The organism is Nocardia jiangsuensis (assembly GCF_042650385.1).
In the GTDB taxonomy this organism is placed as follows: domain Bacteria; phylum Actinomycetota; class Actinomycetes; order Mycobacteriales; family Mycobacteriaceae; genus Nocardia; species Nocardia jiangsuensis.
On the sequence record NZ_JBHSAX010000013.1, the window covers coordinates 376,423 to 392,555 of the forward strand.

A 16,133-nucleotide genomic window follows, 5' to 3' on the forward strand; every position below is an offset into this window, starting at 1 on the left:
CGCTCCGGCTACCGGGGAAAGGCAGAGTTGTGCACAGCTCCGGAGTTGTCCACAGGCGCCGGATCGGCGGTTCCCGACCGCGTTCCGCCCCGGCACGCTGAACGCATGTCCGCTCCCGTCGCCCTCCCGCTCTTCGCCGCCTGGTGCACCCTCGCCGCCGTCGTCGACCTGCGCACCCACCGGCTGCCCGATCGGCTCACCGCGGCCGGTGCGCTCGCCGTGCTCGGCTATGCCGCGGGCAGCGGGCAGTTCCTTCCCGCGCTGTTCGGCGCGGCACTGCTCGCCGGGGTCTACCTGACGGCACACCTGGTCTCCCCCGCCGGAATCGGCGCCGGTGACGTGAAGCTCGCGGTCGCGCTCGGCGCGGCGGCGGCCTGCGCGGGCGCACGGGCCTGGGTGTGGGCGGCACTGCTCGCGCCGGTCGGCACCGCCGTCGCCGGGCTGGTGCTGCTCGGCCTGCGGCATCGGCGCGGGCTGCCGGTGCGCGGGCAACCCGTGCCGCACGGTCCGGCCATGTGCGCCGCGACCCTGTTCGCCGTCGCCACGCCGACGGCGATCGGCGAGGGCGGCCCGTCGTGACCGGCGCGCCGGGCCGTGTGCCCGGGCACCCCGCCCGACATGGGAGGATGAACCCGTGTTGCGCTGGATAACTGCCGGAGAATCCCACGGTCCCGCTCTCGTCGCCCTCCTCGACGGGATGGTCGCCGGCGTCGAGGTGACGTCGGAGGAGATCTCCGCACAGCTCGCCCGTCGCAGGCTCGGCTATGGGCGCGGCGCTCGGATGAAGTTCGAGGCCGACAAGGTCACCGTGGTCGGCGGCGTGCGGCACGGCCGCACCATGGGCGGCCCGATCGCCATCGAGATCGCCAATACCGAGTGGCCCAAGTGGACGACGGTGATGTCGGCCGACCCGGTCGACCCGGCCGAGCTCGCCGAGCTGGCCCGCAACGCCCCGCTGACCCGGCCGCGCCCGGGCCACGCCGACTTCTCCGGCATGCTCAAGTACGGCTTCGACGACGCCCGCAATGTGCTGGAGCGGGCCAGCGCCAGGGAGACCGCGGCCCGGGTGGCGGCGGGCACCGTCGCCCGCAACTTCCTGCGCCAGGCCTTCGGGGTCGAGGTGATCTCGCACGTGATCTCGATCGGTACCGCCCGCAGCACCGCCGAGCACCTGCCCGGCCCCGGTGATCTGGACGCCGTCGACGCCAGCCCGGTGCGCGCCTTCGACGCCGCGGCCGAGGCCGCCATGATCGCCGAGATCGAGGCGGCCAAGAAGGACGGCGACACCCTCGGCGGCGTCGTCGAGGTGATCGTGACCGGGCTGCCGATCGGGCTCGGCTCCTTCACCAGCGGCGAGAACCGGCTGGACGCCAGGCTCGCGGCCGCGCTCATGGGAATCCAGGCGATCAAGGGCGTCGAGGTCGGGGATGGTTTCGAGACCGCGCGGCGGCGCGGAAGCGAGGCGCACGATGAGATGCGGCCCGGCCCCGACGGCATCCTGCGCTCGACCAACCGGGCCGGTGGGCTCGAGGGCGGAATGACCAACGGCGAGCCGCTGCGCGTGCGCGCCGCCATGAAACCGATCTCCACGGTGCCGCGCGCGCTCGCCACCGTCGACATGTCGACCGGTGACGAAGCCGTCGCCATCCACCAGCGCTCCGACGTGTGCGCGGTGCCCGCCGCCGGCGTTGTCGCCGAGAGCATGGTGGCGCTGGTCGTCGCGCAGGCGGCGCTGGAGAAGTTCGGCGGCGATTCGCTCGCCGAGACCACCGACAACGTCACGCGCTACCTGGAGCGGCTGGAGGCCCGTCCGCACGTGCCTGCGGGCAGCCGCTCACGATGACCGCGCCGACCGGCCCCCACGCTCCACGCGTGGTGCTGGTCGGACCGCCCGGCGCAGGCAAGTCGACCATCGGCCGGAAGCTGGCGAGGGAGCTCGGCGTCCCGCTGTACGACACCGACGCCGGGATCGAGGAGGAGACCGGGCGGACCATCCCGGAGATCTTCGCCGCCGACGGCGAGCCGGAGTTCCGCCGGATCGAGGAGCGGGTGGTACGCCGCGCCGTGCTCGACGAACTCGGCGTCGTCTCACTCGGTGGGGGTGCCGTGCTCTCCGAGAGCACGCGGGCGCTGCTGCGCCAGCTGACGGTGGTGTACCTGGAGATCAGCGTCGCCGAGGGGTTGCGCCGGACCGGGGCGAGCACCGGGCGGCCGCTGCTCAACGGCGCCGACCCCGGGGCCAGGTACCGGGAGCTCATGCGCATCCGGCGGCCGCTCTACCGCGAGGTCTCCAGCATCCGGGTGCGCACCGACGGACGCAGCCCCGGCCGGGTCGTGCGAGCCATCCTGGCCGAGCTCGGCGTCGAGACCGAGGCACCCGAGGCCGCCGCGCCCGCGGCGGCTCCCATCCCCGCACACGGCGGCAGCCGTTCGCGGGCGCGCCGCCGGGCGCGGGCCCGCGCAGCCGGGCGGCGGGGGCAGGAGCCCGCGGTGCGGGGCGACGCCGACCGCGCCGCGAAGGCGGCTGGCAGCACCAGGAATCCTCCGGAACGCGCGGTCACCGAGCGCATCTCCGGCGACCGAGTCGCCGCGGAGGGCACCGCGGCCCGTGCGCCTCGGCGGCGACGGCGCAAGCGCCGGGTCACCGCCACCGGGCGCCGCCAGGAGGCTGCCGCCAACGGCGGCACCACAACCGGAGCCGACGCGCCGGACTCGGGCGCGGCCGGGCAGGCCGGCGACGCCGGAAACCCGGACGCCGCAGCTCACGCCCGCGGCACCGGAAGCCGGAGCTCGGCTCGGGCCGGGGATCCCGGAGGCCCGGGTTCCGCGGCGTCCGCCGATCCGGCCGCTACCAGCACATCGTCCACCGAGGGCGGGGCGCGGCGCGCCAGGGCCCGGCGCGCCCGCGGGCGCAACCGCCTTCAGACCACACGCACAGATTCGGAGCACACGTGACAGAGCCGATCCGTCTCCAGGTCCGCACCGCCGACCCGTACGAGGTGATCGTCGGCCGCGGGCTGCTCGGCGAACTCGTCGAGTCCGTCACCGCGGGCGGCGGCGTCCGCTCGGTGGCGATCTTCCACCAGCCGCCGCTGGCCGAGACCGCGGAGGCGGTGCGCGCCGCGATCGCCGAGACCGGGGTGGACGCGCACCGGATCGAGATCCCGGACGCCGAGGCGGGCAAGGACCTCGCGGTGGCCGGGTTCTGCTGGGAGGTGCTCGGCCGGATCGGGCTGACCCGCAACGATGTCGTGGTCAGTCTGGGCGGTGGCGCCGCCACCGACCTGGCCGGTTTCGTCGCCGCCACCTGGATGCGCGGGGTGCGCATCGTGCACGTGCCGACGACGCTGCTCGCCATGGTGGACGCCGCCGTCGGCGGGAAGACCGGCATCAACACCGAGGCGGGCAAGAACCTGGTCGGCAGCTTCCACGAGCCCGCCGCCGTGCTGGTCGACCTGGTGACGCTGGAGACGGTGCCGCGCAACGAGATCGTGGCGGGCATGGCCGAGATCGTGAAGACCGGGTTCATCGCCGATCCGGTGATCCTCGACCTCATCGAGGCCGACCCGCAGGCCGCGCTGGACCCCACCGGCGACGTGCTGCCCGAGCTGATCCGCCGCTCCATCCAGGTGAAGGCGGACGTCGTCGGCACCGACCTCAGGGAGGCGGGGCTGCGCGAGATCCTGAACTACGGGCACACCCTCGGCCACGCCATCGAGCGCCGCGAGCGCTACCGCTGGCGGCACGGTGCCGCCGTCTCGGTCGGGCTGGTCTTCGCCGCCGAACTGGGGCGGCTGGCCGGGCGCCTCGACGACGCCACCGCCGACCGGCACCGCAGCATCCTGACCGCGCTCGGGCTGCCCACCGGGTACGACGCGGACGCGCTGCCGCAACTGCTGGAGCACATGCAGACCGACAAGAAGACCCGCTCCGGGGTGCTCCGCTTCGTGGTGCTGGACGGGCCGGCCAAGCCGGGCCGCCTCGAGGGGCCGGACCCGGCACTGCTCGCCGCCGCCTACTCGGTGGTCGCCAAGCAGCCGACGCCGGACAACGGCGCCGTCCTGCTCTGACCCGACCACGAGGGGGCGGTCCCGATCGGGACCGCCCCCTCGCTGGATGCCGCGTGCACTTCCACGGACGCCAAGGCCCTCCGGCCCCAGCAGCTCCGAGCCGCTACCTACGCGTGCGCCGCTTCCGGCTCGGCACCGGCTCTGCGACCAGCACCGGCCCGCCGGCCGATCGCGCCGCCGATCAGCGCGGGCACGAAGATCAGCAGCACGATGAACGCGGCCCCCGCGGTCAGCTCGAAGAGCAGCCCGTTGTCCCCGAGGTCGAACCGGGGAAGGAAGTCCAGGATCCAGGCCACCAGGCCGCTGCCGATCCCACCGGCCAGCCCGGCCCGCAGCCAGCGCATGGTCAGGTCGGCGCCCTGGCCGCCGCGATCGATGCGCGCCCGGTCGGCCCTGCCGTCCAGCACACCCCAGCCGACGACCGCCACCAGCAGCACCAGCAGGCACAGCAACCGCAGCACCCCACCGTGGGTGGGCCAGTTCACCATCGCGAAGCCGAGCACGGCCCGCAGGAGCACCACCAGCGCGCCGAGAACCACCGCGCGCAGCACCCATGTGTTCATGTCCACCTACCGTTCATGCCCATCACCATAACCAAGGCACCGTACCGCTCCTGCGGAAATGCCGGGGTCGCCCGGCCCGGGGTGTCCGAGACGGGCGGAACCGGTCAGCCCGCGAACGTCGCGCTGAGCGCGGCGCGCATGGCCGCGCGCGGCGCGGGGTGCCCGGTGAACTGCTCGACCTGACCGAACGCCTGGTTCAGCAGCATCTCCAGTCCACTCACCACGGTGTGCCCCGCGGCCGAGACGGCGCCGGCCAGCGGGGTCGGCCACGGGTGGTAGAGCGCGTCCAGCACGACCGGCGCCAGAGCCACCGCGGCCGCGACCGCGCCGGCCGCCGCGGCGGGCACGGTACTGATCGCGACGTCGGCGGCGGTGCAGCGCGCACGCAGTACGTCGAGCCGGAAATCGGTGTGCGCGGCGCGCAGCCCGAGTCGCTCCGCCAGCTCGAGCGCACCGGCGGCCCGGCCCGCGTCCCGCGCCACCACGGTCACCTCGGTGGCGCCGAGATCGCGGAGAGCCAGCAGCGCGGGGCGGGCGGTCCCACCGGCGCCGAGCACCACGGCCCGCTCGACCTCCGACACCCCGGCCTCGCGCAACGCACCGGCGACCCCGTCGACATCGGTGCAGTCGGCCCGCCAACCGGCCGCAGTCCGCACCAGGGTGTTGGCGGAGCCGACCAGCACGGCACGATCCGTGCGCGAATCGGCGACGGCCAGCGCCGCCTCCTTGCCCGGCATGGTCACCGACAACCCGGCCCACTCCGGGCCGAGCCCGGCGACCAGCCCCGGCAGTGCAGCCGCGTCGCACTCGATCCGCTCGTAACTCCAGTCCAGCCCGAGCGCGCGGTAGGCGGCCAGGTGCAACTGTGGCGAGCGCGAGTGCGCGATCGGACTGCCGAGCACGGCGGCGCGCCGCACACTTCCGGCCGCGCGGCCACCTCCGCCGTCAGCGCCCACTGTCGAGGATCCCGCTCTCCAGGGCGCGGTCGATATTGCGCAGGTGCTCGGCGTAGGACTCGGTGAAGAGCGTGGTGCCCTTCTGGTCGATGGTCACGAAGTACAGCCACACACCGGGCGTCGGGTTCTCCATCGCCTTCAGCGCCTCCAGCGAGGGCGAGGAGATCGGGGTGGCGGGCAGCCCGGACATGGCGTAGGTGTTCCACGGGGTCTTCGTGGCCCGGTCCGCGTCCGTGGTGGCCACCTCGGTCTTGTCCAGCGCGTAGTTCACCGTGGAGTCGAACTGCAGCGGCTGGTCCACCTTCAGCCGGTTCACGATCACCCTCGCCACCTTGCCCATGTCCTGCGGCAGCGCCTCGCGCTCCACCAGCGAGGCCGCGATCAGCGTCTCGTACGGGGTGAGCTGGTTGGTGGCGCCGGATTGCAGCAGCCCGGAGGCCTCGTAGCTGCGCGCGCTGGTGCTGACCAGCTGCGCGAGGATCTGCTCCGGGGTGCCGCTCGGATCGAAGTCGAGGGAGCCCGCCATGATCAGCCCCTCCAGCTGGCGCTGCCGGTCCGGGACCTCGCGCACCGCCTCCCGCGCCCACTCCGGGACGCCGAGCGCGGCCAGGTCGGCGGAGGCGCCCGCGGCGTCGAGCTGCTCGTAGGTCACGCACTTCGGCGTGGTGCCCATGCAGCTGGCCGCGGCGATCTTGGTGTAGATGCCCTCCTTGCGGGCGGTGGTGTTCACGTCGTGCTGGTCGTGCAGCTGCCTGCCCTCGGAGATCACCACGTTGCCGACCCGGCTCTCGCCGCCGACCAGCTCGGCGACGGCGGCCTCGGCCGGGCTGCGGCTCGGAATGGCGTAGAAGCCGGGCTGCACGCCGCTCATGGCGGAGTTCTGCACGGCCGCCTCGTAGAACGCGGCGCTGCTCGCGACCACGCCCCTGTCGTACATGGAGGCGGCGATCTGGGTCGCGGTGTCGCCGGGCTTCACCTCGACCACCACCGGGTCGCCTGCGGGACCGGCAAAATCCTCGGCCGGGGTGTAACCACCGACCAGCTTGCTCCCGACGTAGCCGACCGCGGCCACCACGAGCACCGCGAAGAGCGCGCCGATCAGCCAGAAGTTGCGTCTGCGGCGCTTGCGCTCCTCGGCCTTGCGGGAGGCGATCCGGGAGGACTTGCGACCGGAGCGGCCGGGCCCGCGCCGCGCGCGCGTGCCCGTCTCCTCGTCGTCGCGGCGCCCGGACTCGGCGGCCGGGCGCGGCCTGCGCGGGCCGCGGCGCGGCGGCTCCTCGTCCGGGTAGTGCTCGGGGTCGGCGTGGCCGGGCGGGTCGTCCGGGTAGACCCCGTCGCCAGGGTAGGCGCCTGCCTGGTAGGGCTCCTCGGGGTAGCCGCCGGGCACCTGGTCGTCGTAGCGCGGGATGACCCTGGTCTCGTCGTCGTAGCCGTCCCACTCGGGTTCGGCGGTCGCGGGGGCCCTGCGCTTGTAGCGGCGCTCGGCCTCCTTCTGGCGGTAGCGCTCCTCGGCCCGCGCCCAGCGCTCAGACATGCCGGGACGCCTCCCCCCGGCTCGGGCGGTCAGACATGCGGCGGCACCTCGCCATCGGGTCCCACCGTGCGTTCGACCGACTTCACCACCGAGCTCCGTTCGTCCAACCAACCCTGCAGGATCGCCACCGCCGCCGCCTGGTCGATCACCTGCCGGCTGCCGCGCGCGCGAACCCCGCTGTCCCGCAATGCACGTGCAGCTGACACGGTAGTCAACCGTTCGTCGGAGAGTCGGACGGGAACCGGTTGGACCGCTTCCCGCAACCGATCCGCGAACGCGATGGCCATGTCGGCCGATGCGCCGTTCTCCCCCCGCAATGTGCGGGGCAGCCCGACGATCACCTCGACTGCTTCATACTCCCGCACAATCTCGGCTAACCGTGCGATATCCGGCGCCGTGGCGGAATTCGATCCTCGGGCCTTCGCCCGTGCCACGGTCTCCACCGGGGTCGCGAGGATGCCGTCCGGGTCGCTGGCGGCCACGCCGACGCGCACGCTGCCCACATCGATACCGATCCGCCTGCCGCGACCGGGGTCGCTCGCCGGATCCGGCCGGTCGGCGGGGCGGGCGCCCGCCTGCGGCCCGTGCCGTTCGGAAGCAGCCATCAGCCGGCGAGTTCACCCACCCGGCCGCGCACGGCGGCCAGCCCCGCCTCGATGCCGGAGGGGTCGGAGCCGGAGCCCTGCGCCATCTCCGGCTTGCCGCCGCCGCGGCCTGCGATACCCGGGCCGAAGCTGGCCACCAGGTCACCGGCCTTGACGCCGAGTTCCTGGGCGGGCTTGTTCACCGCGACCACGAACGGCACCTTGCCGTCGGCGTTGCCGAGCAGCACCACGACGCCGGGCTCGCTGCCGAGCCTGCCCTTGATGTCGGTGGCCAGGGTGCGCAGATCGCCGCCGCCGATGCCCGCCGGCGCCGCGGCGGCGACCAGCAGCACCGAGCCGACTCGCTCGGCCCGCTCGGCGAAGGTGGCCGCGCTCGCCAGCACCGCGGCGGTGCGGTTGCGCTCCAGCTCCTTCTCCGCCACCTTGAGCCGCTCCACGAGCTGCTCGACCCGGGCGGGCACCTCGTCGGAGGGCACCTTGAGCGAGGAGGCGACGCCGGCCAGCAGCGCCCGCTCCTTGGCCAGGTACCGGTAGGAGTCCAGCCCGACGAAGGCCTCGACGCGGCGCACGCCGGAGCCGACCGAGGCCTCGCCGAGCAGCGTGATCGGGCCGATCTGCGAGGAGTGCTGCACGTGCGTGCCGCCACAGAGCTCCATCGAGAACGGGCCGCCGATCTCGACGACGCGCACCTCGGAGCCGTAGTTCTCGCCGAAGAGCGCGAGCGCGCCCATCCGCTTGGCCTCGGTCAGGTCGGTGACGAAGGTGTTCACCGGGAAGTCGGCGCCGACCCCGTCGTTGGAGACCGCCTCGATGTCGGCGCGCTGCTGCTCGGAGAGCTGGCCCTGCCAGTTGAAGTCGAAGCGCAGGTAGCCGGGCTTGTTCAGGGAGCCGGCCTGCACCGCGTTCGGGCCGAGCACCTGGCGCAGCGCGGCGTGCACCATGTGCGTGCCGGAGTGGCCCTGGGTGGCGCCGCGGCGCCAGGCCGGGTCGGCCTGGGCGAGCACCACGTCGCCCTCGGTGACGGCGCCCTGCTCGACCGTCCCCTTGTGCACCCACAGCTTCTTGGCGATCTTCTGCACGTCGTCGACGCGCAGCCGGAGCCCGGTGGCGGTGATGCTGCCGCGGTCGGCGATCTGCCCGCCGGACTCCGCGTAGAGCGGGCTGCGGTCCAGGATCACCTCGACCTGCTGCCCCTCGGAGGCGACCGGAATCCGGACCCCGTCGGCGAGCAGCGCCAACACGGTGGCCTCGGAGGTGAGCTCGGCGAAGCCGGTGAACTCGGTGGCGCCGCGATCGATCAGCTCCTTGTAGACGCTGAGGTCGGCGTGCGCGTGTTTGCGGGCGGCCGCGTCGTCCTTGGCGCGCTGCCGCTGCTCGGCCATGAGCGACCGGAAGCCCGCCTCGTCCACGCTGAGCCCCGCCTCGGCGGCCATCTCCAGGGTGAGGTCGATCGGGAAGCCGTAGGTGTCGTGCAGGGTGAACGCCTCGGAGCCGGGAATCGTGCTGCTGCCCTTCGCCTTCACCTCGGTGACGGCGGTGTCGAACAGGGTGGAGCCGGTGCTCAGGGTCTTGAGGAAGGCGGTCTCCTCGCCGACGGCGACGGTCTCGATCCGGCGGAAGTCGGTGCCGAGCTCCGGGTACGAGGGCGCCATGAGCTGGGAGACGACGGTGATCAGCTCGGCCATCACCGGCTTCTCGGCGCCGAGCAGCCGGGCCGAGCGCACGATCCGGCGCAGCAGCCTGCGCAGCACGTAGCCGCGGCCGTCGTTGCCGGGGTTCACCCCGTCCGAGATGAGCATGGCGGAGCTGCGGGCGTGGTCGGCGATCACCCGGAAGCGCACGTCGTCGCCGGCGTCGGCGCCGTAGGAGCGGCCGGTCAGCTGCTCGGCCTCGGCGATGATCGGACGCAGCAGGTCGGTCTCGTAGACGTTCTCGACGCCCTGCAGCAGCATGGCGATCCGCTCGACGCCCATGCCGGTGTCGATGTTCTTCTTCGGCAGCGTGCCGATCGGCGGGTGGCCCTGCTTGGGGCTCTGGTCACCGCGGATGTCCTGCATGAAGACGAGGTTCCAGATCTCGATGTAGCGATCCTCGTCGGCGACCGGGCCGCCCTCGCGGCCGTAGGCGGGGCCGCGGTCGTAGTAGATCTCCGAGCACGGGCCGCCCGGGCCGGGCACCCCCATGTCCCAGTAGTTGTCCTTGCCGTCGCGGAACTGGATCCGCTCGGCGGGCATGCCGGCGATCCGCTGCCAGAGTTCGGCGGCCTCGGGGTCCGATTCGTAGGCGGTGACCCAGATCCGCTCCGGGTCGAAGCCGTAGCCGCCCTGCTCCTGCGACTTCGTGATCAACTCCCAGGCGAAGCCGATGGCCTGCTCCTTGAAGTAGTCACCGAAGGAGAAGTTGCCCGCCATCTGGAAGAAGGTGTTGTGCCGCGTGGTGATGCCGACCTCGTCGATGTCACCGGTGCGCACGCACTTCTGGACGCTGGTCGCGCGCGGGTAGGGCGGCTCCTCCTGCCCCAGGAAGTACGGCTTGAACTGCACCATTCCCGCGTTCACGAACAGCAGGTTGGGGTCCGCCAGGATCAGCGAGGCGCTGGGCACCTCGGTGTGTCCGGCACGGACGAAATGGTCCAGGAAGCGCCGTCGGATGTCGTGGGTCTGCACGGAAGTCCAGCCTACCGGCCCGGTTCATCCGATTTTCCGCTGCCCGGCCCGGTGCGCAGCCCGCGCACGATCCGGCGCAGTTTTCCGACCCTGGCGGCGACCTCGCGCTCGGCGCCGTGCTCGGTCGGCGTGTAGTAGTCGACGCCGACCAGCTCGTCCGGCGGGTACTGCTGGGCGAGCACCCCGCCCGGCTGGTCGTGCGGGTAGCGGTACCCCTGCGCGTTGCCGAGCCCGGCGGCGCCCGCGTAGTGCCCGTCGCGCAGGTGCGGCGGCACCGAGCCGGCCTTGCCCGCCCCGACGTCGGAGAGCGCGGCGCCGATCGCCGCGACCACCGCACCGGATTTCGGCGCGGTGGCCAGGTGGATGGTGGCCTGGGCGAGCGCCAGCTTCGCCTCCGGCATGCCGATCAGCTGCACGGCCTGCGCCGCGGCGATCGCGGTCTGCAGCGCGGAGGGGTCGGCCATGCCGACGTCCTCGCTGGCGTGCACGACGAGCCTGCGCGCGATGAACCGCGGATCCTCGCCGGCGCTGATCATCCGAGCCAGGTAGTGCAGCGCGGCGTCCACGTCGGAACCGCGGATGGACTTGATGAAGGCGCTGATCACGTCGTAGTGCTGGTCGCCTGCGCGGTCGTAGCGCACGGCGGCCTCGTCCACGCTGGCCTCGACCAGCGCCAGGTCGACGGCGCCGCCGGTGGCCGAGGAGGTGGCCGCCTCCAGCGCGGTGAGCGCGCGCCTGGCATCGCCCGCCGCGATTCGCACCAGGTGCTCCATGGCCTCGTCGGTGACGGTGTACACGCCGCCGAGCCCGCGCGGGTCGGCGAGCGCGCGCTGCAGCACCGCGCGGATGTCGTCCGGGGTGAGCGGGCGCAGTTGCAGTACCAGCGAACGGGAGAGCAGCGGCGAGACCACGGAGAAGGACGGGTTCTCGGTGGTGGCGCCGACCAGCAGCACGATCCGGTTCTCCACCGCGGCGAGCAGGGCGTCCTGCTGGGTCCGGGAGAAGCGGTGCACCTCGTCGATGAAGAGCACGGTCTGCTCCCCCGCGGTGAGTCTGCGCCTGGCCAGCTCGATGACGCCGCGCACCTCCTTGACCCCGGCCGACAGTGCGGAGAGCGCCTCGAAGCGGCGGCCGGTGGCGGTGGAGACCAGCGCGGCGAGCGTGGTCTTTCCGGTCCCGGGCGGGCCGTAGAGCAGCACCGATGCCGCGCCGGAGCCCTCGATCAACCGGCGCAGCGGGGAGCCGGGGCCGAGCAGGTGCCGCTGGCCGACCACCTCGTCCAGGGTCTCCGGACGCATCCGGACGGCGAGCGGGACGAGTTCGCCCGCGCCGCGGAATTCGACGGCGGCGAACTCCGGCTCGGCGGACGCCGATCCGGGCACGTCGAACAGCCCTTCGCTCATGGGTTCGACCGTACCGGCCGGGTCCGACGCGGCTCAGCGAGCCGAGCGGTCAGACCGACCAGCGCTCCTCCAGCGTCGCGGAGACCCGCTCGGCGAAGTCGCCGACGTGGTCGTCGCCGATGCAGCGGGCGTCCTCGGCCAGTGCGGCCCACCGGTTGATCAGCGCCTCGGAGCGCGGCACCGAGAGGCCGTGCTCGCGGGCGGCGGCGATCCGCAGGTGGTCGACGGGCAGGAACCAGTAGGTGCTCAGCCAGACCCAGATGAGCCTGGCCTCCAGGATCCGCTCGGCCAGCATCTCGTCGTCGGCGAGCGCGGGCCAGACCCCGACCACCTCGGAGCGCCAGGCCTCGATCATCTGCTGCCCCCGGCTGCGGGAGAGCTCGACGTCGCAGAGGCAGCCGGGGAAGGAGACCAGCGCGTACGCGACATCCAGCGAGGCGTCCCGGAAGCCGCCCCACTCGTAGTCGAGGAACCGCGCGCCCTCCTCGTTCAGGATGACGTTGTCCGGGCACAGGTCCGAGGGGCTGAAGGCACGGAAGCGGCCGGCGGTGAAGAGCCGGTTGCCGCGCACGATGCGCTCGGCGATCTCACCGGGCACGTCCACGCCGAGCTCGCGCTCCAGCATGCCGGGCACCTCGGAGACCGCGGCCTGCGCCTGCTGGGCGATGCCGTCCATCCGGTGCACCACATCGACGCGGCGCAGCAGCGCGACGAAATCGGCCTCCCGGCCGACGGTCGCGGCGTGCATCCGGCCGAGCGCCTGCGCGTACGCCATCAGGCTGTTGTGCGTGGCGGCCTTGGTGCCCGCCCGCAGCACGTGGGTCATCTTCGCGTTCTCGCCGAGGTCGCTGAGGATCAGCAGCCGGGCGGGCAGGTCGTAGGCGACCAGGTAGGCGCCGGGACGGTGCTCCCGGCCGAGTGCGGTGGTGAACTGGTAGGAGACCGCCTCGCGCAGGAAGGCGGAGTCGCTGCCGACGACCCCGGGCACCACGCTGCCGGGCACGCCGGGCGCGCCGGAGCCGTTCACCTGCTTGACGATCAGCGTGCGCGGTAGGGAGAAGGCGTTCTCCGCGACGCGGACCCGCAGAACCGTGGTTCTGCCGCTCCCGCCGAGTTCCGTCGGATCACTCAGCTTCACCGGAGCGCCCATTCGCTTCGTGAGCAAATGTTGCGCTGCGGCCACGACTTCGGCGGCGCGTTCGGCCAATAGTGCGGTCATCGTCTCTCAAAGTACTCGCAACGGGTCACTTTCAGCGAGCGGTTCGACAACCTTTCCGCGTCGCCCGGCGTGTCCGGCACGGCGACCGCGCAACACGCGCCGTCGTGCTCGGCATCGCCCGCGCGAGTCGGGTCGCCTCGATCTCGACCGTGGTGTGGCACACCATGATCCGACCTTCGGCATGGGCACACCATCTCCGCGTAGGCTTGGCGTTCCGCCGCCACCGCCCCCGCGTCGAAAGGGTCCCCGGACGATGACCGAAAGTTACGGCCAGCCCGGCTCGCAGCCTCAGGGTACCGGGCCGAAGCACTCCGCGCCGCAACCCGCGCCCCCCGGTTACGATCCCGGACCGGACGGTCCGGGATACGGGGGTCCGGCATACGGCCCGCAAGGCACGGGGCCCGACCCCACCGAGCAGATGTACAGCGGCTCCGGCGCCAGCGCCTACCCGGACGATCGGCCGCAGTACGGCTACGAGAACCGCGCGCCGGAGGCGCTGGACGTCGGGCGGGCGATCAGCTACGGCTGGGAGAAGTTCCGCGCGGACATCCCGACCTGGATCGCGATCTCGGCGCTCGGCGTCCTGTTGTACCTGGTGTTCGTGCTGGTGGTCCGGATCTTCGAGCCGACCTCGCTCTTCGCCGTTCTGCTGCTGTTCCTGGTGCTGATCGTCGGCGTGTGGGTGCTGCAGGCGGCCATGATCCGCGGCGCGCTCTACGAATGCGACGGGCACCGCCCCACTTTCGGGGCGTTCTTCCAGTACCTGAACGCGGGCAATGTGGTGCTCACCGCGCTGCTCGCCTTCACCCTCACCCTGCTGGCCTCGGCGTTCTGCCTGCTGCCCGGCATCGTGGTCGGCGTGCTGTGCATGTTCTCGCTGCACTTCGTGATCGACCAGGATCTCGGGCCGTTCGCCGCGCTGCGGGCCAGTGCCGGTCTGGTGGTCGGCAACCTGTGGCCGGTCGTGCTGCTGACGCTGGCCGTGCTGGTGATCACACTGCTCGGGTTCCTGGCCTGCGGGCTCGGGCTGCTGGTGGCGTTCCCGATCGCCACCCTCGCGGTGACCTACGCGTTCCGCACGCTCACCGGTGGCGCGCTCTCTCCGGTGTGACCCGGTCGCCGGTCGCGAGAGGGCGGCGTTCCGCGCGCTCGTGGGCGGTGCACACTCCCCCGGTCTGACCGAACGGGCGGCGGTCCCCGTGGACCGCCGCCCGTTCGCGCTCAGTTCTGCTGGGCGGCAGCGGCGACGCCGTTGCCCTTCGCCCTGTCCTTCTGCTCCGGCTCGGCGTCCAACCCGGCCTCCCTGCGCTGCTGCGGGGTGATCGGGGCGGGCGCGTCGGTGAGCGGGTCGACGCCGTTGCCGGTCTTCGGGAAGGCGATGACCTCGCGGATCGAGTCCAGCCCGGCCAGCAGCGCGACGATCCGGTCCCAGCCGAAGGCGATGCCGCCGTGCGGCGGGGCGCCGAAGGCGAAGGCGTCGAGCAGGAAGCCGAACTTCTCCCGCGCCTCCTCCGGCTCGATGCCCATCACCGCGAAGACCCGCTCCTGCACGTCACGGCGGTGGATGCGGATGCTGCCGCCGCCGATCTCGTTGCCGTTGCAGACGATGTCGTAGGCGTAGGCGAGCGCCGAGCCCGGGTCGGTGTCGAAGGTCTCCAGCGACTCCGGCTTCGGCGAGGTGAAGGCATGGTGCACGGCGGTCCAGGCCGAGTGCCCGAGCGCGACGTCGCCGCCCGCGGTGGCGTCGGCGGCCGGCTCGAAGAGCGGCGCGTCCACGATCCAGACGAAGGACCAGGCGTTCTCGTCGATCAGCCCGACCTTGCGCGCGATCTCCCCGCGCGCCGCGCCGAGCAGCCCGCGCTGCGCCTTGGCCGGCCCGGCCGCGAAGAAGACACAGTCGCCGGGCACAGCGCCGACGTGCGCGGCCAGCCCGGCCCGCTCGTCCTCGCTCAGGTTCTTGGCCACCGGCCCACCGAGCTCGCCGTCCGCGCCGACCAGCACGTAGGCCAGCCCCTTTGCGCCGCGCTGCTTGGCCCACTCCTGCCAGGCGTCCAGCTGCCGCCGCGGCTGGCTCGCACCGCCGGGCATGACGACCGCACCCACGTACGGCGCCTGGAACACCCGGAACGGAGTGTTCGCGAAATACTCGGTGCATTCGGTGATCTCGACGCCGAAGCGCAGGTCCGGCTTGTCCGAACCGTAGCGCCGCATGGCATCGGCGTAGGTCATGTGCGGGATCGGGGTCGGGATCTCGTAGCCGATCAGCTGCCACAGCGCGGCCAGGATCTCCTCGGCGAGCAGGATCACGTCCTCCTGCCGGACGAAGCTCATCTCCAGGTCGAGCTGGGTGAACTCGGGCTGCCGGTCGGCGCGGAAGTCCTCGTCCCGGTAGCAGCGCGCGATCTGGTAGTAGCGCTCGATGCCGCCGACCATGAGCAGCTGCTTGAAGAGCTGCGGGCTCTGCGGCAGCGCGTAGAAGCTGCCCGGCTGCAACCGCGCGGGCACCAGGAAGTCGCGCGCGCCCTCGGGCGTGGAGCGGGTCAGCGTCGGCGTCTCGACCTCGACGAACTCGTGCCCCGCCAGCACCGAGCGGGCGGCGGCGTTCGCCTTCGAGCGCAGCCGGATCGCGTGCGCCGGGGTGTCCCGGCGCAGATCCAGGTAGCGGTACCTGAGCCGGGTTTCCTCGCCGGGCTGCTCGTCCAGCTGGAACGGCAGCGGGGCGCTCTCGTTCAGCACCTCCAGCTCGGTGACGTCGATCTCGATCGCGCCGGTCGGCAGCTCCTGGTTCTCGTTGCCGTCCGGGCGCAGCTCCACCGCGCCGGTGATCCGCACGCAGTACTCGGCGCGCAGCCGGTGCGCCTGGCCGGCGGCCTCACCCTGCCGGAACACCGCCTGCACCACACCGGAGGCATCGCGCAGATCGATGAAGATCACGCCACCGTGGTCCCGCCGCCGGGCCACCCATCCGGTGAGGGTGACGGTCCGGCCGGCGTGCTCGCTTCGCAGCGAGCCGGCCAAGTGGGTGCGCAGCACGGGGTTCCTTTCGACGGGGTCCGGGCACCGGTAGGGCGTGACCAGTGCGGTAGCCATCGTAGTGAGACCCGCCGAGCGAGGGGA

At 72.8% G+C, this 16,133-nt stretch carries 12 protein-coding genes and 1 pseudogene; 5 read left to right on the plus strand and 8 right to left on the minus strand.

Annotated elements, in window-relative coordinates; translation table 11 throughout:
- Positions 1-105: 105 nt before the first annotated feature.
- The 4 genes and pseudogenes from ACFO0B_RS13345 to aroB all read left to right on the plus strand — a co-directional run bounded on the left by ACFO0B_RS13345 (position 106) and on the right by aroB (position 4,070).
- The gene (locus tag ACFO0B_RS13345) at positions 106-579 is read left to right on the plus strand and encodes a prepilin peptidase (protein ID WP_378612716.1); all 474 of its coding nucleotides are present in this window, start codon (positions 106-108) and stop codon (positions 577-579) included.
- 55 nt (positions 580-634) lie between these two features.
- Positions 635-1,843: a chorismate synthase gene (aroC, locus tag ACFO0B_RS13350; protein ID WP_378612717.1), complete on the plus strand. Its 1,209-nt coding sequence runs from the start codon at positions 635-637 to the stop codon at positions 1,841-1,843.
- Positions 1,840-2,358 (plus strand): annotated as a pseudogene (locus ACFO0B_RS13355) (shikimate kinase); the annotation flags it as partial. The gene aroC and the pseudogene ACFO0B_RS13355, both read left to right, overlap by 4 nt.
- Before the next feature lie 593 nt (positions 2,359-2,951).
- Entirely contained in the window at positions 2,952-4,070 is a 1,119-nt protein-coding gene (aroB, locus tag ACFO0B_RS13360; RefSeq protein WP_378612718.1) for a 3-dehydroquinate synthase, read from the plus strand.
- Positions 4,071-4,177: 107 nt separating this feature from the next.
- On the opposite strand, the gene ACFO0B_RS13365 is transcribed toward aroB, so the two are convergent.
- From ACFO0B_RS13365 to ACFO0B_RS13395, 7 genes are all read right to left on the minus strand, one after another.
- Entirely contained in the window at positions 4,178-4,633 is a 456-nt protein-coding gene (locus ACFO0B_RS13365) for a B-4DMT family transporter (protein WP_378612719.1), read from the minus strand.
- 104 nt (positions 4,634-4,737) lie between these two features.
- Positions 4,738-5,589 (minus strand): shikimate dehydrogenase, encoded by an 852-nt coding sequence (locus ACFO0B_RS13370; RefSeq protein WP_378612720.1) that lies wholly within the window; start codon positions 5,587-5,589, stop codon positions 4,738-4,740.
- On the minus strand, positions 5,579-7,123 hold the full coding sequence (locus ACFO0B_RS13375) for an endolytic transglycosylase MltG (RefSeq protein ID WP_378612721.1): 1,545 nt from the start codon (positions 7,121-7,123) through the stop codon (positions 5,579-5,581). Before ACFO0B_RS13375 ends, ACFO0B_RS13370 begins: the two co-directional genes overlap by 11 nt.
- Before the next feature lie 29 nt (positions 7,124-7,152).
- Entirely contained in the window at positions 7,153-7,728 is a 576-nt protein-coding gene (gene ruvX, locus ACFO0B_RS13380; protein WP_378612722.1) for a Holliday junction resolvase RuvX, read from the minus strand.
- A complete protein-coding gene (alaS, locus tag ACFO0B_RS13385) occupies positions 7,728-10,394 on the minus strand; it encodes an alanine--tRNA ligase (protein WP_378612723.1) in 2,667 nt (888 codons plus the stop codon). The genes ruvX and alaS overlap by 1 nt, the downstream gene beginning before the upstream one ends.
- An 11-nt stretch (positions 10,395-10,405) precedes the next feature.
- Positions 10,406-11,797, minus strand: coding sequence for a replication-associated recombination protein A (locus tag ACFO0B_RS13390; protein ID WP_378612724.1), 1,392 nt, complete (start codon positions 11,795-11,797; stop codon positions 10,406-10,408).
- 49 nt (positions 11,798-11,846) lie between these two features.
- Positions 11,847-13,016 carry a phosphotransferase family protein gene (locus tag ACFO0B_RS13395; RefSeq protein WP_378612725.1) on the minus strand — a complete coding sequence of 390 codons (1,170 nt, stop codon included), beginning with the start codon at positions 13,014-13,016 and terminating at the stop codon, positions 11,847-11,849.
- Between the two features lie 418 nt (positions 13,017-13,434).
- On the opposite strand from ACFO0B_RS13395, the gene ACFO0B_RS13400 reads away from it, so the two are divergent.
- Positions 13,435-14,127, plus strand: a complete 693-nt coding sequence (locus tag ACFO0B_RS13400; protein ID WP_378612726.1) for a hypothetical protein — start codon at positions 13,435-13,437, stop codon at positions 14,125-14,127.
- A gap of 110 nt (positions 14,128-14,237) precedes the next feature.
- Here the strand turns inward: ACFO0B_RS13400 and aspS are convergent, their stop codons facing one another.
- Positions 14,238-16,049, minus strand: coding sequence for an aspartate--tRNA ligase (aspS, locus tag ACFO0B_RS13405; RefSeq protein ID WP_378612727.1), 1,812 nt, complete (start codon positions 16,047-16,049; stop codon positions 14,238-14,240).
- Positions 16,050-16,133: the final 84 nt, after the last annotated feature.